General features: G+C 29.8%; 23 protein-coding genes and 1 pseudogene. 22 read left to right on the top strand and 2 right to left on the bottom strand.

Features of this window, described 5'->3' with window-relative positions:
- The first annotated feature begins 1 nt into the window (after nt 1).
- The 13 genes and pseudogenes from KV700_RS09210 to KV700_RS09150 all read left to right on the top strand — a co-directional run bounded on the left by KV700_RS09210 (nt 2) and on the right by KV700_RS09150 (nt 15437).
- Entirely contained in the window at nt 2-658 is a 657-nt protein-coding gene (locus KV700_RS09210) for a metal-dependent transcriptional regulator (RefSeq protein ID WP_218597700.1), read from the top strand.
- Nucleotides 655-1665 (top strand): metal-dependent transcriptional regulator, encoded by a 1011-nt coding sequence (locus tag KV700_RS09205; RefSeq protein WP_166384080.1) that lies wholly within the window; start codon nt 655-657, stop codon nt 1663-1665. The genes KV700_RS09210 and KV700_RS09205 overlap by 4 nt, the downstream gene beginning before the upstream one ends.
- A gap of 4 nt (nt 1666-1669) precedes the next feature.
- Nucleotides 1670-3862 (top strand): annotated as a pseudogene (gene feoB, locus KV700_RS09200) (ferrous iron transport protein B).
- A 71-nt stretch (nt 3863-3933) separates the two neighbouring features.
- On the top strand, nt 3934-7062 hold the full coding sequence (locus tag KV700_RS09195) for an exodeoxyribonuclease V subunit beta (protein ID WP_218597699.1): 3129 nt from the start codon (nt 3934-3936) through the stop codon (nt 7060-7062).
- A gap of 326 nt (nt 7063-7388) precedes the next feature.
- A complete protein-coding gene (locus tag KV700_RS09190) occupies nt 7389-8747 on the top strand; it encodes an OmpA family protein (RefSeq protein ID WP_166384084.1) in 1359 nt (452 codons plus the stop codon).
- Nucleotides 8748-8937: 190 nt separating this feature from the next.
- Nucleotides 8938-10446, top strand: a complete 1509-nt coding sequence (atpD, locus tag KV700_RS09185) for a F0F1 ATP synthase subunit beta (protein ID WP_166384086.1) — start codon at nt 8938-8940, stop codon at nt 10444-10446.
- Between the two features lie 77 nt (nt 10447-10523).
- Nucleotides 10524-10817 (top strand): F0F1 ATP synthase subunit epsilon, encoded by a 294-nt coding sequence (locus KV700_RS09180; RefSeq protein WP_165734305.1) that lies wholly within the window; start codon nt 10524-10526, stop codon nt 10815-10817.
- 354 nt (nt 10818-11171) lie between these two features.
- Complete coding sequence (locus KV700_RS09175; protein WP_166384088.1) at nt 11172-11780, top strand: hypothetical protein; 609 nt, start codon at nt 11172-11174, stop codon at nt 11778-11780.
- Between the two features lie 4 nt (nt 11781-11784).
- Nucleotides 11785-12435, top strand: coding sequence for a hypothetical protein (locus KV700_RS09170; protein WP_218597698.1), 651 nt, complete (start codon nt 11785-11787; stop codon nt 12433-12435).
- Nucleotides 12411-13163, top strand: coding sequence for a sensor histidine kinase (locus KV700_RS09165; RefSeq protein WP_218597697.1), 753 nt, complete (start codon nt 12411-12413; stop codon nt 13161-13163). The genes KV700_RS09170 and KV700_RS09165 overlap by 25 nt, the downstream gene beginning before the upstream one ends.
- Nucleotides 13160-13804 (top strand): response regulator transcription factor, encoded by a 645-nt coding sequence (locus KV700_RS09160; protein ID WP_218597696.1) that lies wholly within the window; start codon nt 13160-13162, stop codon nt 13802-13804. Before KV700_RS09165 ends, KV700_RS09160 begins: the two co-directional genes overlap by 4 nt.
- Before the next feature lie 20 nt (nt 13805-13824).
- Nucleotides 13825-14220: a 30S ribosome-binding factor RbfA gene (gene rbfA / locus KV700_RS09155; protein WP_166384096.1), complete on the top strand. Its 396-nt coding sequence runs from the start codon at nt 13825-13827 to the stop codon at nt 14218-14220.
- Nucleotides 14221-14234: 14 nt separating this feature from the next.
- Nucleotides 14235-15437, top strand: coding sequence for an ABC transporter permease (locus tag KV700_RS09150; RefSeq protein WP_218597695.1), 1203 nt, complete (start codon nt 14235-14237; stop codon nt 15435-15437).
- Nucleotides 15438-15454: 17 nt separating this feature from the next.
- On the opposite strand, the gene dusB is transcribed toward KV700_RS09150, so the two are convergent.
- Nucleotides 15455-16453: a tRNA dihydrouridine synthase DusB gene (gene dusB, locus KV700_RS09145; RefSeq protein WP_218597694.1), complete on the bottom strand. Its 999-nt coding sequence runs from the start codon at nt 16451-16453 to the stop codon at nt 15455-15457.
- Nucleotides 16454-16598: 145 nt separating this feature from the next.
- Here dusB and KV700_RS09140 point away from each other — a divergent pair, with 145 nt between their 5' ends.
- From KV700_RS09140 to KV700_RS09130, 3 genes are all read left to right on the top strand, one after another.
- A complete protein-coding gene (locus tag KV700_RS09140; protein ID WP_240914571.1) occupies nt 16599-16910 on the top strand; it encodes an EF-hand domain-containing protein in 312 nt (103 codons plus the stop codon).
- Between the two features lie 179 nt (nt 16911-17089).
- On the top strand, nt 17090-18886 hold the full coding sequence (gene lepA / locus KV700_RS09135) for a translation elongation factor 4 (protein ID WP_218597693.1): 1797 nt from the start codon (nt 17090-17092) through the stop codon (nt 18884-18886).
- A gap of 9 nt (nt 18887-18895) precedes the next feature.
- A complete protein-coding gene (locus KV700_RS09130; protein ID WP_218597692.1) occupies nt 18896-19999 on the top strand; it encodes an NAD(P)/FAD-dependent oxidoreductase in 1104 nt (367 codons plus the stop codon).
- Between the two features lie 99 nt (nt 20000-20098).
- Here KV700_RS09130 and KV700_RS09125 read toward each other — a convergent pair whose 3' ends face one another.
- On the bottom strand, nt 20099-20797 hold the full coding sequence (locus KV700_RS09125) for a zinc metallopeptidase (protein WP_218597691.1): 699 nt from the start codon (nt 20795-20797) through the stop codon (nt 20099-20101).
- A 95-nt stretch (nt 20798-20892) separates the two neighbouring features.
- Between KV700_RS09125 and KV700_RS09120 the strand changes: the two genes are divergently transcribed.
- From KV700_RS09120 to KV700_RS09095, 6 genes are all read left to right on the top strand, one after another.
- Nucleotides 20893-21939, top strand: a complete 1047-nt coding sequence (locus KV700_RS09120; protein WP_218597690.1) for an asparaginase — start codon at nt 20893-20895, stop codon at nt 21937-21939.
- A gap of 209 nt (nt 21940-22148) precedes the next feature.
- Nucleotides 22149-22871: a MotA/TolQ/ExbB proton channel family protein gene (locus KV700_RS09115; protein ID WP_166384110.1), complete on the top strand. Its 723-nt coding sequence runs from the start codon at nt 22149-22151 to the stop codon at nt 22869-22871.
- An 8-nt stretch (nt 22872-22879) separates the two neighbouring features.
- The gene (locus tag KV700_RS09110) at nt 22880-23335 is read left to right on the top strand and encodes a hypothetical protein (RefSeq protein ID WP_166384112.1); all 456 of its coding nucleotides are present in this window, start codon (nt 22880-22882) and stop codon (nt 23333-23335) included.
- Between the two features lie 4 nt (nt 23336-23339).
- Nucleotides 23340-23960 carry a biopolymer transporter ExbD gene (locus KV700_RS09105; protein WP_166384114.1) on the top strand — a complete coding sequence of 207 codons (621 nt, stop codon included), beginning with the start codon at nt 23340-23342 and terminating at the stop codon, nt 23958-23960.
- A gap of 18 nt (nt 23961-23978) precedes the next feature.
- Entirely contained in the window at nt 23979-24440 is a 462-nt protein-coding gene (locus tag KV700_RS09100; RefSeq protein WP_166384116.1) for a biopolymer transporter ExbD, read from the top strand.
- Between the two features lie 125 nt (nt 24441-24565).
- On the top strand, nt 24566-25243 hold the full coding sequence (locus KV700_RS09095) for a porin family protein (RefSeq protein ID WP_166384118.1): 678 nt from the start codon (nt 24566-24568) through the stop codon (nt 25241-25243).
- Nucleotides 25244-26376: the final 1133 nt, after the last annotated feature.

Genomic DNA, 26376 nt, shown 5'->3' with positions numbered 1-26376 from the left:
GATGTTTACACTTTCTGAAGAAAATTATTTAAAAGCAATTTATCATTTAGAGTTAGATTCCGATAAAGGAATTAGTACAAATGCTATAGCTAAAAAATTAGAAACGAAAGCTTCTTCTGTTACAGATATGATTAAAAAATTGTCTGAAAAGGAAGTTGTTGTCTATAAAAAATATAAAGGTGTAAAATTAACCGTCTTGGGTAAAAAAACTGCCGCAAACATTGTAAGGAAACATAGGCTTTGGGAAGTTTTTTTAGTAGAAAAATTAAATTTTTCTTGGGATGAAGTTCATGATGTTGCAGAACAGTTAGAGCACATTAAGTCTCCAAAGTTAATAGAACAATTAGATGCTTTTTTAGGTTTTCCAACACGTGACCCTCATGGAGATCCTATCCCAGATAAGGAAGGTAATTTAAAAACCATCGAGAAAAGTTTATTATCAACTTTATTAAAAAGTGAAAGTGGAATTTGTATTGGTGTTGATGATTCTTCATCAGAATTTTTAAAATTCTTAGATAAAAAAGGTATTATATTAGGTAAACAAATTACCGTATTAGAAAAAGAAGATTTTGATGATTCAGTTTCCATTATGGTTGATGATAAAAAACTATCAATTTCAAACAAAATAGCTAACAATTTATATATTAAAAAAATATGAGTACTTACAGCCCAGTAGTAGCGCTTTTAGTGTTTTTTGGCGTTATTTTAGTCTTATTTATTATTTTTAATCCTAAAAAAGGACTCTTTTTTAAATACTTAAAAGCACGTAAAGAAACAGAGAAAACGGCTATTGAAGATGTTTTAAAGCTTTTGTATCATGACCCGAAGACATCTATAAATACCATTTTTAATGAACTAGATTTTAGTCATAGTTTGTTGTTAGAAAGTATTGATACTATGGTAGAATCTGGTTTGATAAGAAAAGAACACGATCTTTTTTCATTAACCGAAGACGGAGATGAATATGCGTTAAGAATTGTGAGAGCTCACCGTTTATGGGAAAAGTATTTATCAGAAAAAACAGGGTTTCATAAAACAGAATGGCACAGTAGAGCAGAGAAAAAAGAACACGAGTTATCTGGTGAAGAAGTAGAAAATTTGTCTACACTCTTAGGAAATCCGAGATATGACCCTCATGGAGATCCAATACCTACTAAGTCTGGTGAAATTCCAGAGAAAAAAGGAATGCTACTTGCAGATTTACCGATTTTGAATTTTGGAAAAATTATTCATATAGAAGATGAGCCTACAAGTATTTATAAACAAATTTTAGCAAAACATATTCATTTACATTCTCAGGTGTACATGAAAGAGATTAGTGAAAATCGTATTGTTTTTGAATCTGAAGGAGAGCAATTTGTGTTGCCGCCTATAGTAGCAAAAAATATTACCGTAATTTCTTTAGACAAAGCAGATGTTGTAGAAACAGATACGTTGCGTTTATCTAATTTAGAAAATAACCAAAAAGCAATAATTATTGGTGTTTCTAAAGAATGTAGAGGAGAAAATAGACGAAGATTATTAGATTTAGGTTTTGTAAAAGGAGCAACGGTTAGTATCGATTTGTTAAACCCGTTAGGAGATCCAAAAGCATTTTTAATTAAAGGAACGGCCATTGCTCTAAGAAAAGACCAGGCTGTTAAAATTTTAATTACCAAAGCATAAAAAAATGAAAACAGCACCAAAATCGGCTTGTGACACTTGTGCACATCATACTTTAGAAGGAGTTAAAAAATTAGGAGTAGATACAGAAAATGTAGATTTTGTAATTGCATTAGCAGGAAACCCTAATACAGGAAAAAGTACTGTTTTTAATGCGTTAACAGGTTTAAGGCAGCATACTGGGAATTGGCCAGGAAAAACAGTAACTAGAGCAGAAGGCGCGTTTGAATATCAGCAGCAAAAATTTAAATTAATAGATTTACCAGGTACCTATTCTTTAATGTCTCGATCGGAAGATGAAGAAGTAGCTAGAAATTTTATTCTTTTCGGTAAACCAACATTAACAGTAATAGTTGTTGATGCAAGTAGGTTAGAACGTAATTTAAACTTAGTGCTGCAAATTTTAGAGATTTCTTCGAATGCAGTTCTTTGTTTAAATTTAATGGATGAAGCAGAAAAAAATAATATAAACATAGATTACAGAAGTTTATCTAGAGAGTTAGGGATTCCTGTGGTACCAACAAGTGCAAGGTCTAAAGAAGGAATTCCAGAATTAATTGCTGCAATTAGCGATTTGGCAAACGGAAAAATAGTATGTAAACCTTATAAAATAAAAAGCATTCCAAAACATGTAGAAGATGCTGTTCAGAAGTTAAGCAATGCTATTAAAGAAGAATACCCAACTGTTTCTAATAGCAGGTGGTTAGCTTTTAGAGTTTTGGAAGGAGATTCACATATTTTAGAAGCCTTAAAAACAGGTGATTTTATTTAATTATAAAAAATGGAAACAAAAAATATTGATAAAATTATAGAATTATCAAACGAATTACGTTGGCAAATTGGCGATGATTTTCATGATAACTTAACAGAAGCAATTTATGCGGATGCTTCTAAGATTGTTGAAAAAACAGTTGTAAAAGACAATAAAAAAGGAGCTTTTTATTTAAATGCTAAAATAGATAAAGTAGTAACTAGTAAAATTTGGGGGTTTCCAATTATGCTATTGTTATTAGGTTTGGTACTTTGGTTAACTATTATTGGGGCAAATTATCCATCATCTATGTTGGCTAGTTTATTGTTAGATACTATTCATCCTTTATTAAAAGAAGGTGCAGCGTTCTTGAGTTTTCCTTGGTGGTTGTCTGGTTTTTTAATTGATGGCGTTTATTTAGCAGTTGCTTGGGTAATTGCTGTAATGTTGCCGCCAATGGCAATCTTTTTCCCATTATTTACCTTGTTAGAAGATTTTGGATATTTACCTAGAGTTGCTTTTAATATGGATTCACTTTTTAAAAAATCTGGAGCACATGGTAAACAAGCTTTAACCATGACCATGGGTTTTGGTTGTAATGCAGCAGGAGTTGTAGCAACAAGAATTATTGATAGTCCGAGAGAGCGATTAATAGCCATTATTACTAATAATTTTTCTTTGTGTAATGGTCGTTGGCCAACGCAGATTCTATTAGCAACAATTTTTATTGGTGCTGTTGTACCTTCTACATATTCTAGTTTAATTTCTTTAGTTGCCGTTGTTGGAATTGCCGTTTTAGGAATCTTTTTTATGTTTTTCTTTTCTTGGGCATTGTCTAAGACAGTTTTAAAAGGTGAGGTTTCTACCTTTAATTTAGAGCTTCCTCCTTATAGAACTCCTATGTTTTGGAAAACCATTTATACCTCTTTAATAGATAGAACAATAATTGTTTTATGGAGGGCAATTGTGTTTGCTGCGCCAGCAGGAGCCGTAATATGGCTGGTTTCTAATGTGTTTATAGGTGATGAAAGCATTGCTGTACATTTAATTAATTCTTTAGATGGATTTGGGTTTTTATTAGGTTTAAATGGTGTTATTCTACTAGCATATATTGTAGCAATTCCTGCCAATGAAATTGTAATTCCTTCTATATTAATGTTAACAGTTATGGTAACAGGAGTTGCTGGTGGAGCAGGAGCTGGAGTAATGTTTGAATTAGATTCTGTAACTGCTACTGGAGATATTTTAAGAAGTGGTGGATGGACGCTTTTAACAGCTGTAAATGTGATGCTATTTAGTTTATTACACAACCCATGTAGCACAACGATTTATACCATTTATAAAGAAACAAAAAGTAAAAAATGGACAGTGGTAGCAACAGTTTTACCAGTTGTAGCAGGTTTTATTGTTACTTTTTTAGTGGCGCAAATTTGGAGAATTTTAAGTTAATCACTCTAAAATAAATCTTGATATTTACCTAAACTTAATTGCTTAATTTGTATTTTGCAGTAAAATAAATTGTGCAAAATACATCTACCTTTCAGGTTTATAATGCTTCTGCAGGAAGTGGTAAAACCTTTACCCTTGTAAAAGAATACATAAAAGTCTTATTAACTTCTGAAGATATTTTTTCGTTTCAGAAAATATTAGCAATCACGTTTACCAACAAAGCAGCTGGTGAAATGAAAGAACGTGTGTTGTCTAGTTTAGAAGATTTTGCAGATGGTAAAGAGAACGATCTACTCAATATTATTATTGATGAAATTACTATTGATAAAGCAATAATTCAAGAAAGAAGTAAGAAAATTTTAGATGCAATTTTAAAAAATTACTCCGCTTTTTCTATTACTACCATTGATAGTTTTACACATAAAATAATAAAAAATTTCGCTTTCGATTTAGGCTTGTCGCTAAACTTTGAAGTAGAAATGGATGCTGTTTCTCTTTTAAATGAAGCCGTAGATGTTTTAATTTCTAAAATAGGTACCGATAAAAAATTAACCAATCTTTTAATTGATTATTCATTAGACAAAACAGATGATGATAAGTCTTGGGATATTTCTAGAGATTTAAGTGAATTTGCAAGAATCTTATTAAATGAAGATGATGTACAGCATTTTAGAAGTCTTGCAGATAAAAAATTAGAAGACTTTACAAATTTAAAAACAAAGCTTTACAATCAGCAAAAAGAATTGAAAGATTCTATTAAAAAAGTTGGTGAAGAATGCCTTCAATTAATAGAAAATAACGATTTAGAGCATAAAAATTTTATGCGAGGAACTATTCCTAAGTTCTTTGCTGATCTAAGTGAGAAGTCTGTAAATATAGATTTCATAAAACGAAGTGAAACGATAAAAAAAGCAATTGAGAATGATCAGTATTATTCAAAATCTACTGTAGATTCAGTTGCCACTTCTATAGATCAAATTGTTCCAGATATTGTTCGGTTATTTAAGGAAGCTGAGGTTATTTATCAGCAATTCTCTATGAATAAATTGGCGTTGAAAAGCATTATTCCTTTAGCTGTTTTAAATAATATCAATTCAGAATTAGAAACCATAAAAGAAGATAATAATATTCGATTAAATGCAGAGTTTAATCAATTGATTTCTGATAATATAAAAGATCAGCCAGCACCTTTTATTTATGAAAGAATTGGGCAACGTTTTCAGCATTATTTTATTGATGAAATGCAAGATACTTCTGTGCTGCAATGGCAAAACTTGGTGCCTTTAATAGATAATACATTAGCGCAAGAAAATAGTAACTTGTTGTTGGTTGGCGATGGAAAACAAGCTATTTATAGATGGCGTGGTGGAAAAGCAGAACAGTTTATAGAGTTAGGTTCTGATAGAGTAAACCCTTTTCATGTTTCTAAAGAAATTAAAAACTTAGAGACCAATTTTAGAAGTTATTCCGAAGTTATTAATTTTAATAATTCGTTTTTTCAGCATACGGCAAATTTTATTGAAAATGAATCGTATAAAAATATTTTTATAGAAGGAAATAAGCAAATAGAAAATGCTAAAAAAGGAGGTTTTGTCTCGTTGAGTTTCCTTGAAAAAAATGAAGATAAAGAACTTGAAAAAGTAAAATATCCGCAGAAAGTTTTAGAGAAAATACTTCAATTAAAAGAACAGTTTTCTTTGAGTGAAATTTGTGTATTAACCCGAACTAGAAAAGATGGGGTTGCAGTGGCAAATTATTTATCAGAAAAAGGAATTGATATTGTATCTTCGGAAACTTTATTACTTAAAAACAGTGCAAAAGTTACTTTTATTGTTGATGTTTTAAATGTTTTACAAAACCCGAGTGATGAAGAGACGCGGTTTGAAATGCTATATTTTTTACATCAACATTTACAAATAGAACAACCAAAACATGTCTTTTTTAATGAATTTGCAAAAGCTGATAATCAGACGATATTAGAGTCTTTAAAAAACCTTGGTGTAACGTTTAATATTTCATCATTTCATCAATTACCCTTTTATGAGAAAATAGAAGAAATTATTAGAGGTTTTAATTTGATAAATTCTTCGGATGCCTACATTCAGTTTTTTTTAGATGTTGTTTTAGAACAGCAAAGAAACGGAACCGATGTTGGTGAGTTTTTGGAGTTTTGGGAACTTAAAAAAGAACGCTTAAGTATTGTTGCCCCAGAAAGTGCAGGTGCTGTTCAGATTATGACGATTCATAAATCGAAAGGATTAGAATTTCCTGTGGTAATTTTCCCCTGCGATGTAGATATTTATAGACAGATAAAACCAAAATCGTGGTTAAATAAATTGCCAGAGTCATACGATGGTTTCGATGAGTTGTTGGTAGATTATAGTAAAAGTTTAAGTATTGTTAGTGAAAGAGGTTTAGATATTTATAATAAGCAAAGAGAAGAATTAGAATTAGATAATTTTAATTTGTTATACGTTACATTAACCAGGGCTGTAGAGCAATTACATGTTATTACGGATAAAAAAATATCCTCTAAAGGAGAAGAAAACACTAATTTTTATTCAGGCATTTTTATCAATTACTTAAAGCAACAAGGTCTTTGGAATGATGATGTCTCAGACTATTCTTTTGGAGTTAAACAAAGAGTTAGTAAAAAAGAAAAAGAAAGTTCTGTTGCAGAAATTCATGAGAAATTTATTTCTACTCCTTGGCAAGAACATAATATTGTTTTATTAGCAAACTCTTCTAAGTTATGGAATACAGAACAAGGAAAGGCAATTGATTTTGGAAATTTATTTCATGAAATTTTATCAAAAATTATTACTTTAAAAGATGTTGAAAAAGTAATTTCTATTTATTATCAACAAGGAGTTATAAATAATGAACAACAAATTTTTATTACAAAGAGTATTTTCAATATTGTAAATCATCCTAAATTAGAACTTTATTTTTCAGAAGGTGTTAAAGTTTTTAATGAAAGAGAAATTCTTGATGTAGATAATCACATTATCATTTTAGATAGATTAATTTTTATAGCGGATAAAAAGGTGGTTATTCTAGATTATAAAACAGGAAACCCTTCATCAGAACATCATCAGCAATTATTAAGGTATGAAAGAACTTTAAAATCGATGAATTTTACTGTAGATGAAAAACTATTGATCTATATTAATGATGTAATAGAAGTTGTTGAAGTGTAATTTATATAAAAAATAGTAACTTAGTAATCTTGATGTTACTATAAGTCAAGCAAGATAAATTTAAAAATAAAAAAGTAATTTAATTGCTTATTTTTCTTCTCTTTAAAGCTAAAAAAAAAGATTTGATTTCCCTTTACTTCATGCTAATGAGTGTTTTAAAGTACGATCTTGAAGTTTTTATAAAAATTAGGTAGAGAATTAAAGACGGGTAGAATTAATAAAACGTATTGTTTTAATAATATTTTGTAGATTTGTCTTTGTAGATACGATTTAAGGATTTACTTTTGCGTATTATAATAACGAACTTTTAATTTAAAAATTTGATAATGAAACGATTAAAAATAGCTGTGATAGCTTTGTTTACGTTGGTAACAGTTGGTAACGTAAACGCACAAGATGAAAACAACCCTTGGGCTGTAGGTTTTGGTGTAAACGTAGTAGACTTTTACAATGGTGATGACTTTAGTGACCAAATAAAAGATTTAATTGGTAATGGAGATTGGAATATTTTACCTTCTATTTCTAGAATATCTGGAGAGAAGTATTTAGACAAAGGTTTCTCTTTACAATTAGCAGGGTCTTTAAATAAAATTGAAACAGTTACAATTAAAGATGATTCAGATTTTCTTTATTGGGCTGTAGATGCAGTTGTAAAGTATGACTTAAATAACTTAGTTGGACAAACAGGTTGGTTTGATCCTTATGTATATTTAGGTGGAGGTTATACTTCTGTAGATTCTAGTGGTGAAGGAATGTTAAATGGTGGTTTAGGTTTTAATACTTGGTTTAATGATAACTTAGGTTTAAACTTTCAAACAGGAACTAAAAAAGGTTTTTCTGATAAAGTAAGAGCACACTATCAAACTTCTTTAGGTTTAGTAATTAAATTTGGAGGAAAAGATACAGACGGAGACGGAGTATATGATAAAGATGATATGTGTCCTGAAGAAGCAGGTTTAAAAGAATTTAATGGTTGTCCTGATGCTGATGGCGATGGAGTAAAAGATTCTGATGATGCTTGTCCTAACGTTGCAGGTTTAGCAGCTATGAACGGTTGTCCTGATTCTGACGGAGACGGTGTAGCTGATAAAGATGATATGTGTCCTAATGCTAAAGGTACAAAAGCTAATAAAGGTTGTCCTGATGCTGATGGAGACGGTGTAGCTGATAAAGATGATAAATGTCCTTCTATTGCAGGTCCAGCTGATAATGCAGGATGTCCTTGGCCAGATACTGACGGAGACGGAGTTTTAGATAAAGACGATAAATGTCCAGAGTTTGAAGGTGTAGCTTCTAATAATGGTTGTCCAGAAGAAGCTATGACTGCAGAGCAAATTGCAGCTTTATCAGGATTTTCAAAAGAAATTTTATTTGGTACAGATAGTGCTAGAATTAATAAAGCTTCTGCAGCAAAATTAGACAAGGTTTACGGTTTAATTAGTTCTGTTGATAATGTAATCTTTGTAGTAGAAGGTTATGCAGATAGTAGAGGTTCTGATTCTTATAACTTATACTTATCTGAAAGAAGAGCAGAATCTGCTAAAACTTATTTAGTAGGAAAAGGTTTTGATGCTAATAGATTAGAAACAATTGGTCAAGGAGAGAAAAATCCTATTGCTAATAACAATACTAATTTAGGAAGAAGTAAAAACAGAAGAGTAGTTATTCAGTTATCTGATAAATAATTGTCAACTACATTTTAATATAAAACTCTGCTCATTTTGAGCAGAGTTTTTTTTGTTTATGCTATTTGTTTCTTTTTCAATTAAAAAAGAGGAAAATCTTTTTTAATTAAAGACAAAAAAATTACCTTTGCAATCTGAAAAAAGAGGCTGAAATCTCTAAAAAAAAATAATAACTTTAATTAGATACATAATGTCTACAATAACAGGTAAAGTTTCACAAATTATTGGGCCAGTAATTGATGTTGAATTCAATACTGAAAATGAACTTCCTAAAATTTACGATTCGTTAGAAATCAAAAAAGCTGACGGCTCTATTTTAGTGTTAGAGGTACAACAGCATATTGGAGAAGATACAGTTAGAACTATCTCGATGGACGCTACTGATGGATTAAGTAGAGGAACTGAGGTTGTAGCTACAGGTAGTCCTATTCAAATGCCTATTGGAAACGATATTTATGGCCGTTTGTTTAATGTAACTGGAGACGCTATTGATGGTTTAGGGAACTTGAAAAAAGAAGGTAAAGATGGTTTACCAATTCACAGATCTGCACCTAAATTTGAAGATTTATCAGTATCTACAGAGGTTTTATTTACAGGTATAAAAGTAATCGACTTAATTGAGCCTTACGCAAAAGGAGGTAAGATTGGATTATTTGGTGGAGCCGGAGTAGGTAAGACAGTATTAATACAAGAGTTAATTAACAACATTGCAAAAGGACATGGTGGTTTATCAGTTTTTGCAGGTGTTGGAGAAAGAACTCGTGAAGGAAACGATTTACTTCGTGAAATGCTAGAATCTGGAATTATAAAATACGGAGACGATTTTATGCATTCTATGGAAGCAGGAGGATGGGACTTATCTAAAGTAGATAAACCAGGAATGAAAGATTCTAAAGCTACTTTCGTATTCGGTCAAATGAATGAGCCACCTGGAGCACGTGCACGTGTTGCATTGTCTGGTTTAACAATTGCAGAGTACTTTAGAGATGGAGCAGGAGAAGCAGAAGGTAAAGATGTACTTTTCTTTGTTGATAATATTTTCCGTTTTACACAAGCAGGTTCTGAAGTGTCAGCACTTTTAGGGCGTATGCCATCTGCGGTAGGTTACCAACCAACATTGGCAACTGAAATGGGTGCAATGCAAGAACGTATTACATCTACTAAAAAAGGTTCTATTACATCTGTACAAGCAGTTTATGTACCTGCAGATGATTTAACAGATCCAGCGCCAGCAACAACGTTTGCTCATTTAGATGCAACAACAGTATTGTCTCGTAAGATTGCAGAATTAGGTATTTACCCAGCGGTAGATCCTTTAGATTCTACTTCAAGAATTTTATCTGCAGCAATTTTAGGTGATGAACACTATAATACTGCAACAGCTGTAAAAGAAATTTTACAACGTTATAAAGAATTACAAGACATTATCGCTATTTTAGGTATGGAAGAATTATCTGAAGAGGATAAATTAGTAGTTCATAGAGCTAGACGTGTACAACGTTTCTTATCTCAACCTTTCCATGTAGCTGAACAATTTACTGGTATACCAGGAGTTTTAGTTGATATTAAAGACACTATTAAAGGTTTTAATATGATTATGGATGGTGAGTTAGATAAATACCCTGAAGCAGCATTTAACTTAAGAGGATCAATTCAAGATGCAATTGATGCTGGAGAAAAAATGTTAGCAGAAGCATAAAATTAGTCAGTGGTTTGCAGTTTACAATCTTTAAAAGAGTATAAACTGCAAATTGAAGACTGTAAACTATAAGAGATATGTTTTTAGAAATTGTAACACCAGAAGCTATATTATTTTCAGCAAGAATTGACTCATTGTCGGTTCCTGGAGAGAATGGTGAGTTTCAAATGTTAAATAATCACGCACCAATTGTTGCTAACTTAAAGGAAGGAATAGTTAAAATTCATGTTCATAGTAAAGAACATCTAGAATTCGATCAATTTAAAGGACATTATGAAATTCATATAGATGATGATAATATTCTAACAATTGCTATTAAATCTGGAACTTTAGAATTAAAAGATAATAAAGCAATTATTTTAGCAGATTAAATTTCTAAAATAATTATAAAAATTAAAAGTCTCAAAACATATGTTTTGAGACTTTTTTAATTTAGACACTCTCTATAAAATATTAAGTGCTTTTTTTTTTGCAATTTCCCCCTTTACTTTTCTTTTTATTTCATACACCAAAATTGATAAATAATTTAGAATAATCTGTTAGTGTAAACCTTTATATTTAAATAGGAAAAACACCTTTTTAAAATTTGGTTGTTATAAGGATAATGTTGATTAAGTATCTGATATTTAGGGATTAATATTTTTTGATATTGTTTAATGTTTTTATACTTTTATATATTATAATTTAAGTTGTATTTTCATACATATTAATCCAACTATGATGTTATGAAGGCGCTTTTTAAATTTTATCAAATATTTTTTTTATCATTATTTATCATTAGTTGTCAGTCTGAGACCATATCGCAGGTTCCGCAAGTTGATAGTTCTAGGCCTTCTAACACCATAACATATAAAGAAATGGCGAGTATGTTTCATCAATATGATATAGGGCAGAAACCTGTTTTAGATCAATATAGAAAAGAGCTTACAGGTAATGCTAAAGAAATAGAGAGTGTTTCTCATTATTATGACATTAATCAATTAAAGCAGTATATTGCTTATATAGAACGATTGTCTAAAGAAAAAGATATTACACTTACTGGTGTTAGAATTTTCTCTGCAGCATATCCTAACGATTATTCAGATAAACTTTTAAGAGGGAGACAAACTTTAATTTTTATGCCTACAGCAGACACAAAAGAAAAGAAAAATGTTGCTTATGAACCTTTGTATTCTAATAAAGGTGAGGCAATTCCTTTTACAAAATTCTTAGATCAATTTAGTAGTAAAGAAACTCAGCAAGTTGTAAGGGCTTCTTTTTTGCCTTTTATTGGAGGTCAAGAAGATTTTAAGAGTTCTGGAGCTAATAGATTGAAACCTACACCACCAATGTAATATTTTGGAGAAAATAATTTACATATTATATTTTTTAGCCATAGCGGTCTATGCTATCTTCTATTTTAAAAAATCTTTTGATGTTGATTTAAAATACTTTTTGGGGTACTTAATAGCTATGTTTACTTTTGAAATGATTGCTAGCTATGTAAAATATAATTTAGCGCTATATAATTTATGGGTATACAATACCCTTACTTTTGTAGAATTTAACTTATTATTCTTATTTACAAAACAAATTTTAATTTCAGGAAAAACACAAAAAATAGTTTCAAGAGTTAGTATGCTCTTTAATGTAATTTATTTGCTAACTACGTTCTATTATTTGTATCAAGGAACTTATTTTGTAACCTACAATAGCATTGCTTCTATTTCAGGGAGCTTATTAATAGCTATTGTTTTATTCTTATTTTATAGGGATTTTTTATCTTCTAATGAAATTCTTAATTATAAGAAATCTCTTACTTTTTGGATTGTTTTTGGTTTATTATTCTATTATTTAGGCACTATACCAATAACTTCTATACTAAATAATATGAAAGGAACACCAATTGAGGTGATAGAATATTTATATAATATTCAGTTCGTTTTATTGATATTTATGTATAGTTGTTTTATATTGGGGGCACTATGGAGTCAGAAGCGAGTCAAATAATATTAATTGTAACCACTATAATAATAGTTACGTTTGTTATTTTTATTATATTATTGTTTACTGTTTTTCAGAAAAGAAAAAACTCCCTGTTAGAGCAGCAAGAACAAAATAAAAAGAGATTTGAAAGAGAGATTGCAGAAACACAAATTGAAATTAGGGAGGAAACCTTAAGAAATATTAGTTGGGAGTTACACGATAATATTGGGCAATTACTAACACTAGCTAAAATTCAATTGCAGAATGTTTCTCTAGAAAATATTCATGAAGTTTCAGAAACGATTACTAAAGGGCTAACAGAAGTAAGGGCGCTATCAAAATTAATAAACCCTGAAGCTATAAAAAACATCAAATTAAGGGAGGCTATACAGCTAGAAATAGATAGATTTAATAGATTAAATTTTATCAATTCTGCCTTAATTATTAAAGGAGAGGGAGAATTAAATAATGAAAAATCTTGCATTATTATTTTTAGAATCTTACAAGAGTTTTTTTCCAATACCATTAAACATTCCAAAGCATCTAATCTAACTGTAGAGTTAAATTTCAGTGAACATTATTTAGAAATTACAGCGAAAGACGATGGAGTTGGTTTTTCCTCTTTAGAGGGTAAATCTAATGGAATAGGATTAGAGAATATTAAAAATAGAGCAAAATTAATAGGTGCAACGGCCGTTTTTACTTCCGAAGTAAATAAAGGTACTTCCTTAAATATAGTATATAAGTTATGATGAAATATTCAGTTGTTATTGTAGATGACCACACATTACTTTCGCAAGCAATTGCTGCTATGGTAAATACTTTTAGTAAATTTAAAGTCTTATATACCTGTAAAAATGGACAAGAATTAATTGATAAATTCTCTACTTCACCAGAATTTATTCCAGATGTTGTTTTAATGGATATTAATATGCCGATAATGAACGGAATTGAAACTACAGAATGGATTTCTAAAAACCATCAAGATGTGCATGTAATGGCACTTTCCGTAGAAGATGAAGACGCTACTATTTTAAAAATGTTAAAAGTTGGTGCTATAAGCTATTTATTAAAAGATACTGAAAAAGTAGTTTTAGAAAAGGCTCTAGTAGAAATAGCAGAAAACGGATTTTATCATACCAAAAATGTAACCAATCTATTAATGAAATCTCTTTCTGGTGGAGGAAAGGCCGAAATACAACTAAAAGAAAGAGAAATTACCTTTATGAAACACGCTTGTTCTGAGTTAACCTATAAGGAAATTGCAGAAATTATGTGTTTAAGTCCAAAAACAATTGATGGATATAGAGATGTTTTGTTTACTAAATTACAGGTAAAAAATAGAGTAGGTTTGGTAATGTATGCAATTAAAAATAAAATTTACACTCCATAAAAAAAGTGTAAATTTGCAGCATGGAAGAAACGAACAGACAACGTAAAATTGCAGGAGTATTGCAAAAGGATTTGGTAGATGTTTTACAGAAAGCAGCACAAGATGGTATGAAGGGAATAATTATTTCTGTTTCTAAGGTTCATGTAACATCAGATTTAGGAGTCGCTAAAGTTTATTTAAGTGTATTTCCTTCTAGCAATAGAGAAGAGCTGATTAAAGGAGTGCAATCTAACACTGTTTTAATTCGCCATGAAATGGCTAAAAGAACAAAACATCAATTACGTAGAATGCCAGAATTATTGTTTTTTGGAGATGATACGTTAGATTATATTGAGGAAATTGATAAATCTTTAAAAGGTGAAGACGACAACCCTATTAAAGACCCTAGCGTTTTACCTAGACGTAAAAGGAATTAAATTAATTATTTCATTTGAACTTTCCCTTCTACATAGCCAAAAGATATTTATTTACTAAAACAGGTAATAATGCTATAAATATTATTACCATTATTGCTTCTTTTGGAGTGATTGTAGGTTCATTAGCCTTGTTTATTATACTTTCTGGCTTTTCTGGTTTACGTACATTTAGTTACAGTTTATTAGATGTTTCAGATCCTGATATTAAAATAACTTCTAATAAAGGAAAGACTTTTTTATATACGGATGATGTTCATCAAGCATTCATAAACAATACTTCTATTAAAGCAACTTCTAAAATTATAGAAGAGCGTGTTTTTTTAGAGTACAATGATAAGAATGAAATTGCTTATATAAAGGGAGTTGAAGCGAGTTATACTTCTATTACAAACATAGATTCTGTAATCAGTTTAGGGAATTGGTTAAATGTAAATCAGCCAAATACTGCAGTTGTTGGTAATGGAATTTCAAGAAAATTATCATTAGGAGTTTTAAATTATGGTGCTCCTTTGACAGTTATGGTTCCTAAGCCAGGAGTAGGTTTTATCAACCCAAATAATGCTTTTTACAAAGCAGAAGTGCAAATTGTGGGCTTGTATTCTGGTACAGAAGAGTTTGAAAGTAAATTTGTTTTTGTTTCTATAAATGACGCAAAGAATTTGTTGAATTTTAAGAAAAATGAAATAACAGGTATAGAAATTAAATTAAAAGATAATTTAGATGCAGATTTGTTTTCTGAAGAACTACAAGAACAATTAGGAGATCAATTTAAAGTACAAACCAAACAACAATTAAACGAGGTTTTTTATAAGGTAATCAACACAGAGAATTTTGTGTCTTATCTTATTTTTACGTTAATTGTAATTATAGCATTATTTAATGTTATTGGTGCAATTATAATGATGATTATCGATAAAAAATCGAATTTAAAAACCCTTTTCAGTTTAGGTGCCTCTATAAAAGACATTAAGAAAATATTTATTTTACAAGGTTTTCTATTAACCTTTTTAGGAATGATTATCGGTTTATCATTAGGAATTCTAATCGTTTTTATTCAGAAAGAATTTGGCGTATTTATGATAACTCAAAACTTTGCTTATCCGGTAGAATTTAGATTTTCTAATCTTTTTATTGTAATTGCTACTATTACTGTCTTAGGTTTTATTGCCTCTAAAATTGCAAGTAGTAGAATATCTAAAGAGTTTGTTGAGAAATAAAGAATTATCAAAAAGTTTTAAAACTGAGGAATAATGGTATTTTTAAACTTCGCTTCAACTTCATCAAAGGCAGCAAAAACATCACTAGCATCATCCGAAGTTACCATTTTCATTCTATATTCTTTAAAATGCGGTATTCCTTTAAAATAATTGGTGTAATGTCTTCTAGTTTCTAAAACTCCTAAACCAGCACCTTTCCAATCAATAGCCATTTGTAAATGTCTTCTTGCCATTTCTACACGTTGTGCAATTGTTGGTTTTGCTAAATGTTCACCAGTATTAAAAAAATGTTTTATTTCGTTAAAAAACCAAGGATATCCAATAGCTGCTCTACCAATCATACAGCCATCTAAACCGTAAGAATCTCTCATTTCCATTGCTTTTTCAGGAGAGGTTACATCTCCATTTCCAAAAACCGGAATGTGCATTCTTTGGTTATTTTTTACAGCTGCAATAGGTTTCCAATCTGCTTCCCCTTTATACATTTGGGCACGCGTTCTACCATGAATAGAAATGGCAGCACAACCAACATCTTGCAATCTTTCTGCTACTTCTACAATTCTAATAGAATCATGATCCCAACCTAATCTAGTTTTAACTGTAATAGGCAAATTAGTGTGTTTTACCATGGCTTCTGTTAATGAAACCATTAAATCTATGTCTTTTAAAATTCCTGCTCCTGCGCCTTTAGAAACGACTTTCTTAACAGGGCAACCAAAGTTGATGTCAATAATATCTGGATTCGATTTTTCAACAATTTCGACGGTTCTTAACATCGACTCTAAATTGGCTCCAAAAATCTGAATTCCTACCGGACGTTCTTTTTCATAGATGTCTAATTTCATGATACTTTTTGCTGCATCACGGATTAAGCCTTCAGAAGAAATAAACTCTGTGTATACCACATCTGCTCCATGTTCTTTACATAAAGCTCTAAATGGTGGGTCAGAAACATCCTCCATTGGTGCTAATAAAAGAGGAAAGTCTGGTAATTCTATGTTGCCGATTTTAATCAAAACGATATAATTTTTTGCAAATTTAGTGTTTTTTAAACCTTTAAGGGGAAAAATATTTTTTGCTATTTTTAAGATTGAAATATCCCTAAATTCATTTTTAAATCATCTCTTAGAAATATGAAAAGCTTTGTATTTTAAAAATAAAATGATATCTTACAGTATAAAAGAATCAAATTATATTATGGGAGCAAAAGAAGATATTTTAAAGAAAATCAGTTTTTTAATTACTAGTAAATTTCAAAGTCCGGCAGAAGCTTTTCTTTTTTTTGATAAAGATAAAGATGGTAAATTAAATAAAGGCGAAGTAAAAGACCTATTAAAAGATGCTGATATCAGTGGCTTTTTTAGAGGAATTGTTGCTGGTGAATTGATAAAAGGATACGATAAATCTGGAGATGAATGTATCAATTTAGAAGAATTTAAAGTAGCCATTGCAGAACTAGAAAGAGATTTGTAAATCTCTTTCTAGTTTTTATTTACAATATAAACGAACATACTTAATAAGGTTTTGAAAATGCTTTTCTTGTATACTGCAAAAGATAGCTGTTAACTGCAAAAATTAAGATACTTTTAGTTATTTAATTCACAAACTTATTTACCTATCTTTGTCAGTTGAACGCAGTTAGAAAACGAAGTATGAAAAACATTAGAAACTTTTGCATTATCGCACATATAGATCATGGTAAAAGTACGTTAGCAGATAGATTGTTAGAGTACACAGGTGCTGTAACAGATCGTGAAAAGAAAGATCAGTTATTAGATAATATGGATTTAGAGCGAGAACGTGGTATTACCATAAAATCGCATGCTATCCAAATGGATTTTGAATATAAAGGAGAGCAATATATCTTAAATTTAATTGACACTCCTGGTCACGTAGATTTCTCTTACGAAGTTTCTCGTTCTATAGCCGCTTGTGAAGGCGCATTGTTAATTGTAGATGCAGCACAAAGTATACAGGCACAAACAATTTCTAATCTATATCTAGCTTTAGAGAACGATTTAGAAATTATTCCTATTTTAAATAAAGTAGATTTACCTTCTGCAAACCCAGAAGAAGTAACAGATGATATTGTAGATTTATTAGGTTGCGACCCAGAAGATGTAATTCACGCAAGTGGAAAAACAGGTTTTGGAGTGGAGAATATTTTAGCTGCAATTATCGATAGAGTTCCTGCGCCAAAAGGAGACCCAGATGCACCATTGCAAGCCTTAATTTTTGATTCTGTTTACAATTCTTATCGTGGAATAGAAACTTATTTCCGTGTTTTAAACGGAGAAATAAAAAAAGGACAACAAATTAAGTTTATGGCAACTGGCAAAAATTATTTTGCAGATGAAGTTGGTACTTTAAAGCTAGAGCAAGTTGTAAAAAAATCTGTTAAAACAGGTGATGTTGGGTATTTAATTACAGGAATTAAAACAGCAAAAGAAGTAAAAGTAGGAGATACTATTACAGATGCTCTTAACCCAACTACAGAAATAATTGATGGTTTTGAGGATGTAAAACCAATGGTTTTTGCAGGAATTTATCCGGTAGACACAGAAGATTTTGAAGAATTGCGTTATTCTATGGAAAAATTGCAATTAAATGATGCTTCTTTGGTTTTTGTACCAGAAAGTTCTGCCGCTTTAGGTTTTGGTTTCCGTTGTGGATTTTTAGGAATGTTACACATGGAAATTATTCAAGAACGTCTAGAACGTGAGTTTAATATGACCGTTATTACAACGGTTCCTAACGTTTCTTACCACGCGTACACAAAGAAAAATCCGAACGAAATATTACTTTTAAATAATCCTACAGATTTACCAGATCCATCGAGATTAGATAGAGTGGAAGAGCCTTTTATCAAAGCAAGTATTATTACTAAGTCAGATTATGTTGGGCAAGTAATGAGTTTGTGTATAGAAAAACGTGGTGAAATAGTAAATCAGACTTATTTAACCACAGAAAGAGTAGAATTGATTTTTGATATGCCTTTGGCAGAAATTGTTTTCGATTTTTACGATCGTTTAAAAACGGTTTCTAAAGGATATGCTTCTTTCGATTATTCTCCAATTGGTATGAGAGAATCTAAATTAGTTAGAGTAGATTTATTGTTAAATGGACAACCTGTAGATGCCCTTTCTGCACTTTTACATGCAGATAACGCCTATACAATTGGTAAGAAAATTGTAGAGAAGTTAAAAGAATTAATTCCACGTCAACAGTTCGATATTCCTATTCAGGCAGCAATTGGAGCAAAAATTATTGCCCGTGAAACTACCAAAGCATTGCGTAAAGATGTTACAGCAAAATGTTATGGTGGAGATATTTCTAGAAAACGTAAGTTATTAGAAAAGCAGAAAAAAGGTAAAAAGAGAATGCGTCAGGTTGGTAATGTAGAAATTCCGCAAGAAGCATTTATGGCAGTTTTAAAGCTGAATGATTAAATTTCAATTATGGAAGAGGCTTATGATGTTGTAATTATTGGAGCAGGAACAGCTGGCTTAATGCTTGCAAGAGAGCTTGGTAAGACTAAATGTAAAATATTACTTTTAGATAGGAGAAAAGATTTATTAAATTTTTCATTTAAAACTTTAGCGAGTTTTATGGATTTAAAAGATTTTGATTTATCAGAAAATATCGTTGCTCAGCATATTAATACAATGGTAGTTCACTCTAAAAGAGTAAAATCTGAAATTAAAGATGATTTATATATTTTAGACAAAGAAATACTTCATAAAGAACTTTTAGAGTCTCTTGATTATAATTATGTAGATATTAAAACAGGAGTACATGTAAATGATATTTTTAAAGAAAACTCTAAAGACTTATATACTCATATATCAGATAAAAAGGGAAATATATATAAAGGTAAAATCTTTGTTGATGCTTCTGGTACAGTTGGTGTAATTAGTAAAAAAGTTGGATTATTAGATAGTAGCTACAGCGTTGCAACAGGTGTTGAGTACAACGTAAAATACCATGGGAATTCTAATGAAATGCACTTGATGATTGGCAAAACTTATGAAGGAGGTTATGGTTGGATTTTTCCATTAAAAAATGAAAGGGCAATTATTGGCTTTGGTACTTTAGAAGAGACACTTTTTAAAGGTTTGAAAAATAGATTAAATAAAATTATTGAATTACCAAAATTTAAAAAACTAGTTACTAAAGATAATGATTTAGTAGAAGGAGGTAGTATTCCAATAACACCAGTTTTAGAAAAATTTACTTTAAATAATTTAGTTTGTGTAGGTGATAGTGTTTCTCAAGTAAATCCTATTGCAGGGGAAGGTTATAAATTTATATTTGAAGCTGCAATTATGGCTAGTAAACATATAAAAAACGCTATTGAAAATAAAGATATTAATCTTTTAATTGGCTTTGAAGAAGATTGGAAAAAGAGATTTTCGTCTAATTATAAAAGATCAAAAATAGCGCAAAATAGAATCTTTAGTTCTTTTTCTAAAAATGATATTTCAACCGATATTGGTATGGTTTTATTAAAATTAAGATCCAATAAGAAAAATGTTCAAACGCTATCTGGAGAATATGAATAATTTTAATTTTTCAAAAAATATATAAAAAATGCTCTTGATTTTATCAAGAGCATTTTAATTTTCATTAAGAATAGAAAAGTAACAATAACATCTGCGATGTTAATCTCTTCCTCCTAATATTTGCAGTCCCCAATATAATAAAGAAGCTAAAGAACCTAAAGCAGCTACTAAGTATGTTCTTGCAGCCCATTTTAAAGCATCTGTTGCGCCAGCTAATTCTTCTTGAGAAACCATATTCTTGTTTTCTAACCAAGCCAAAGCTCTATTACTTGCATCATATTCTACAGGTAAAGTAATAAAACTAAAAAGTGTTGCAAACCCCATAAAAACTAAACCAGCAATGGCAATGTAAAAACCGATTCCGGTTGCTCCAGAAGCTGCGCCTAAAATTAAACCACCAATTACCAACCATTGCGAGAATTTAGAAGTAACACTTACAATAGGTACTAATTGAGATCGCATTGTTAAATAACTATACGCTTTTGCATGTTGTACTGCGTGTCCGCACTCATGTGCAGCAACAGCCGCAGCTGCAGCATTTCTTTGGTTATACACAGATTCACTTAAGTTTACTGTTTTATCTGTAGGGTTGTAATGGTCTGTTAATCTACCAGGAGTAGAAATTACTTTTACATCAAAAATACCATTATCAGCCAACATCTTTTCTGCAATTTCAGCACCGCTCATTCCATTTCTAAGCTGAATTTTAGAGTATTTTTTAAATTTGTTTTTCAGCGTATTACTTACTAACCAGCTCGCTAAAGCAATTGCACCAATTAAAATATAGAATCCTATCATAAATTATATTGTTTAAAAATTGTATTTCACTTTTCTTTGATAAATTTACAACATAAAGTATTCCAATTTATTGTTTGGAAGATAAAAATGACAAAATGACAAGGAAACCTAACATATTACTTATATATACTGGCGGAACGATTGGTATGATGAAAGACTATAAAACAAATGCCTTAAAAGCATTCGATTTTAGTCAGATTGTAGAAAAGATTCCAGAATTACAACAGTTAAACTGTACTATAGAAAGTATTTCTTTCGAAGAGCCCATAGATTCATCAAACATGAATACTGTATATTATATAAGTATAGTAGAAATTATTGAAGAAAATTATAAAAAATTTGATGGTTTTGTGGTTTTATCAGGCTCAGACACTATGGCGTATACTTCTTCTGCAATAAGTTTTATGTTAGAAAATTTGCAAAAACCGATCATTTTTACAGGATCTCAACTACCAATTGGAGATTTAAGAACCGATGCTAAAGAAAATTTAATTACCTCAATAGAAGTTGCAAGTGCAAATAAAAATGGAATGCCCATTATATCTGAAGTTTGTTTGTATTTTGAATACAAATTATACAGAGCAAATAGAACAACAAAAATAAGTTCTGAAGAATTTGAGGCTTTTACCTCTTTAAATTTTCCTCCATTAGCAGAAAGTGGTGTGCATCTTAAATTTAATGAGCATATTGTTCAACACTCTAATAATAAAGATAATGTTTTAATTGTTAGAAAAAATTTGGTTGAGGAAGTAGTTATTTTAAAATTGTTTCCTGGAATATCAAATTTAGTGATAGAAAGTATTTTAAATATTCCAAATTTAAAAGGAGTTGTATTAGAAACGTATGGGTCTGGTAATGCACCAAATTCAGAAAGTTTTATTGGTTTGTTAAAAAAGGCAATAGAGAAAGGTATTAAAATTGTAAACGTAACCCAATGTATAAGTGGTCGGGTAATGATGGGGCATTATGATACAAGTTTACTGCTTTTAGAAATGGGGGTTATTAATGGTAGAGATATTACCACAGAGTCTGCTATTGCCAAATTAATGTACTTATTAGATAAAAACCTATCAGATGAGGAGTTTATACATTTTTTTGAAAAATCTTTAAGAGGCGAATTAACTGATAATTATCATTTTTAAACATATAATTGAGTTAAATGAAGTTTTTAACATCAAATAGATTGATTTTTTTTTTAAATGCTCAATATTTTTTTGTTACTTGGCACTCTCAAAAGTATTAGAGGGGTAATTTTTTAATTATTTTAGTTAAATTGCCTTTCATATTGTTTTTTTGAGATGAAAATTAATATCTTTAACCCGTTAACTATTAAAAATTAATTATAACAAAGATGAAAAAAGTAGTAAATGTCCTATCCGTAACAGGATTTATGTTTTTTGGAGCTATTCAATCAACTTTCGCACAAGAAGCAGCTGAAGAGTCAAAAACTTTCCACCAAGAATTAAAACAACGTTTTATAGAAGGTGGCCCAGAATTTATGGGAATTGTATTAGTAGCCTTAATTTTAGGTTTAGCAATTGCAATTGAAAGAATTATTTATTTAAACTTGGCAACAACTAATACTAAGAAATTAGTAGCTAGTGTAGATGAAGCTTTAAGTTCTGGTGGTGTAGAAGCTGCTAAAGAAGTTTGTAGAAACTCTAAAGGACCAGTTGCATCTATCTTTTACCAAGGTTTAGACAGAGTAGATGAAGGAGTAGATGCTGCAGAAAAAGCTGTAGTTTCTTATGGAGGAGTTCAAATGGGACTTTTAGAGAAAAACATTTCATGGCTATCTTTATTTATTGCTTTAGCACCGATGCTTGGGTTTATGGGTACGGTAATTGGTATGATTCAGGCTTTTGATATGATTGCAGTAGCAAATGATATTTCTCCTGGAGTAGTAGCAGTTGGTATTAAAGTAGCATTATTAACAACCGTATTTGGTTTAATTGTAGCTATTATTTTACAGATTTTTTATAATTATATCGTTTCTAAAATCGATAGTATTGTAAACAACATGGAAGATGCATCTATTCAATTAATAGATTTATTAGTGAAATATAAAAAATAAGATACATTATGAAAAATAATTTATCAAAAATTTTAAACATATTTATAGCTGTAATAGCTGTAATTGGAGCCTTTCTCTTTATCAACATCTTTATGAGTGATGAGGGAGACACAGCAGCCTTAAGTGGTTCTGTTGGTAGTATAGTGACATTTTCTACTATATTACTTTACTTTGCAGTAGGTACAACATTGTTGCTATCTTTATTTAGCCTTTTTACAAATCCAGAAAATTTGAAAAAGACTTTAGTAGGAGTTGCTGCTTTAGGTGTAGTATTAGTTTTTGCTTACTTTTTAGCAGATAGTAGTGCTGTGCTTGATACACAAGGAAAAGTACTAGAAGGTGGAGAAGCAGGTACTTCTAGTAACCAATGGGTAGGAACAGGTATATGGTATAGCGTTTGTCTAGGCCTAGTAGCTAGTTTGTTCTTTGTATACGATTTAGTAAAAGGATTAATAAAATCATAATAATATGGCAAGAAGAGAGAATCCAGAAATTAATGCAGGTTCTATGGCAGATATTGCCTTCTTGCTGTTAATCTTTTTCTTAGTAACAACAACCATGAATGTGGATTCAGGAGTTTCCAAAAAACTTTCTGAAAAACCACCAGCAGATTATGTACCACCTGTTATTAAAGAAAAAAACATTTTTGAGGTAAACATTAATAGAAATAATGAGCTTTTAGTTGAAGGCGAAAGAATGGATATTAAAGACCTAAAAGAAGCTGCTATTGCTTTTGTAGACAATGGTGGAGGTGAAGGTAAAGTTGAAAATGGTGTTGCTAGTGGACCATGTGCTTATTGTAAAGGTGAAAGAAGTGATGATTCTTCAGATCACCCTAACAAAGCAATTATATCGGTACAGAGTGATAGATTAACAGAGTATGGAACTTATTTAACTGTTCAAGATGAATTGTTAAAAGCTTATAGTTTTTTAAGAAATAGATTAAGTGTTGAGAAATACAAAATCCCTTTTGAAGAACTTGAAGAAGCTTATAAGGATGATAGGACTAATGAAAATTTGAAGAATAGAGTTGAATTTATTAAAACAGCTTATCCTCAGATTATTTCAGATCAAGAACCTACAAATTAATTTTTAAAATTTAACAGTATGTCTAAATTTAGAAAAAAGAAGAAAGGAATGCCAGGAGTAAATACTGCAGCTTTACCTGATATTGTATTTATGTTGTTATTCTTTTTCATGGTAACTACTACCATGAGAGAAACTTCTTTACAGATTGATGCTCCAAGGTTACCTTCGGCAACAGAAGTAAAGAAATTAGAGCATAAAAGTTTGGTAACAACAATTTATGTTGGTAAAGCAAAGGATGCTAAATATGGTACGAGTTTTAATAGAATTCAATTGAATGATAAAATTGCTACTGCGGATGAAGTTCCTGCATTTATAATAAATGCAAGATCTAAAGTCTCTGAAGCAGAAGTTCCATTTATGACAACTTCTATTAAGGCAGATACAGAATCTAGTGTTGGTACAATTACAGACATTAGATTAAAATTAAGAGACGTAAATGCTCTTAAAATTAGTTATTCTGCTTCTAAAAAGACTGAGTAATCTATATAATATAATTTTTAAGGAAAAGGATAATTCAATGGATTATCCTTTTTTTTATGTTTTTTTTTTTTAAATTAAAATGTATTAATGAAATATTCTATATTTATAATTCGTTAAATTTATATATGAAAACAGTTTTAACTCTCCTTTTAATATTAATTAATGTATTTGGAGCTTTTGCCCAGAAAGACTCCTTAAATCTAGGTGACAGATATGCAGAAGATCAAATTTATATTGGAGTTTCTTACGCACAATTTGTAGATCAACCACAAGAAATATCTAAAAGTAATTTTTCCTATGGACTTTCTATTGGGTTTATGAAAGATGTAATTCTAAATAAACAGGGTAGTATATCTGTAGCAGCAGGAGTAGGGTATGGATTTGATTTTTTTAATCATGAGCTTAAAGTAGAAGAAATAAATAACACAACTACTTTTAGTAGTGATGCTAGTATTAGTGCTAATTTGTTTAAATCACATAACTTAGAGTTTCCATTAGAATTTAGATGGAGAACTTCTACAGCGACTAAATATAGTTTTTGGAGGGTGTATGGTGGTATTAAATTCTCTTACAACTTTGCTAATAGATTTCAATTTGATAATGATAGCAATAATACTTTTAAATTCAAGAATGTTTCTAGTTATAATAAATTGCAGTACGGCTTAACACTTTCTACAGGTTATGATGAGTTTAATATAAACCTTTACTATGGTTTAACACCAGTTTTTAAAAATAGTACTATAAGCGGAGAAGTTATAAATACTAAAATATTAAAATTTGGACTAACTTTTTATCTTTTATAAGAAGTAGTATACAATACTTTGATGTAAATAAACCTTACAATACTTAAATAAGCTTCTTTTAATGTATGGTTTTTTAACTGTAATCTTACACTAAATAGGATACCAGATAGTATTAAGGCCGATATAATTACTTCTATTAAATTCTGATGATATGATATGGGAAGTGTAAAAAATAAGTCTGTAAAGATCCCTAAAGAAGTTAAAATGTTCTCTTTTTACCTTAAAAGAAAATATTAAATATATAATGACAAACCCAATGTGATTGTATAATAAAGATTGCTAGATCTGATAATTTTGTCGTTTTATATAAGATATTAGTTAATAATTAGAAACCACAGCAATTAGTGTTTTTTATTTCTAAATGCTTTCTACGTTAAAAATTTTATAAAGTTAAATTTTTTAATTAATATGATCAATAATAAAGGTATTAGGTAGCTTGTTACAAAAATTAGGATCATAAAAGAAAATTTCTAAGTACTATTAAAATTTTTTTGAATGAATATAAAAATTAATAATACCTCAATTTTGGGGCTTTCAATTAGTTTTAATATTGCACATAAGAGTTTGTGAAATTTCACATTAAAGCTTGTTTATATGTTGGTATTTTATCTTTTATTATATTAATTTAACCTGGTAGAGAACAAATTTTAAGCTATCAGCAAAAGATACTAATGTTATAAATAGTATAGATTTAAGATTACTTCTTTTATTTTAACGATAACATTCTTCCTAAATTTTATTTTTGATTGATTCTAGTCTTGATTTGTTATTTATTGTTTCCAAAATAGCTTAAATTAAATACCTTTCTAATAATATAAACAAAGATTTACTGCCTTAGCATTTACACTTATTAAGTTATTTCAACAAAATTTTAACAGTGCGTTTTTTTAGCCATATTTCTAATATTTACTGTTTAATGCACTCAATTTGGGGTAATTTTTATACTTATATATAGATATAAAAGAAAGCAGTATTATTAGTTGTCTTAGGCTATTTTTAATGTCTTGTTACTAGTTTTCAAAGGGTTGTCTTAGAATTTGAATTGTTATTTTGGTCCGTATAAACTTAATCTTTTTATCAAATTTTAAAAATAACTTAGATCATTTTATATGTTGCACCTTTTGTAATTTATA

The organism is Polaribacter sp. NJDZ03 (assembly GCF_019263805.1).
Classification (GTDB): domain Bacteria; phylum Bacteroidota; class Bacteroidia; order Flavobacteriales; family Flavobacteriaceae; genus Polaribacter.
This window is presented reverse-complemented; position numbering and strand designations above follow the sequence as displayed.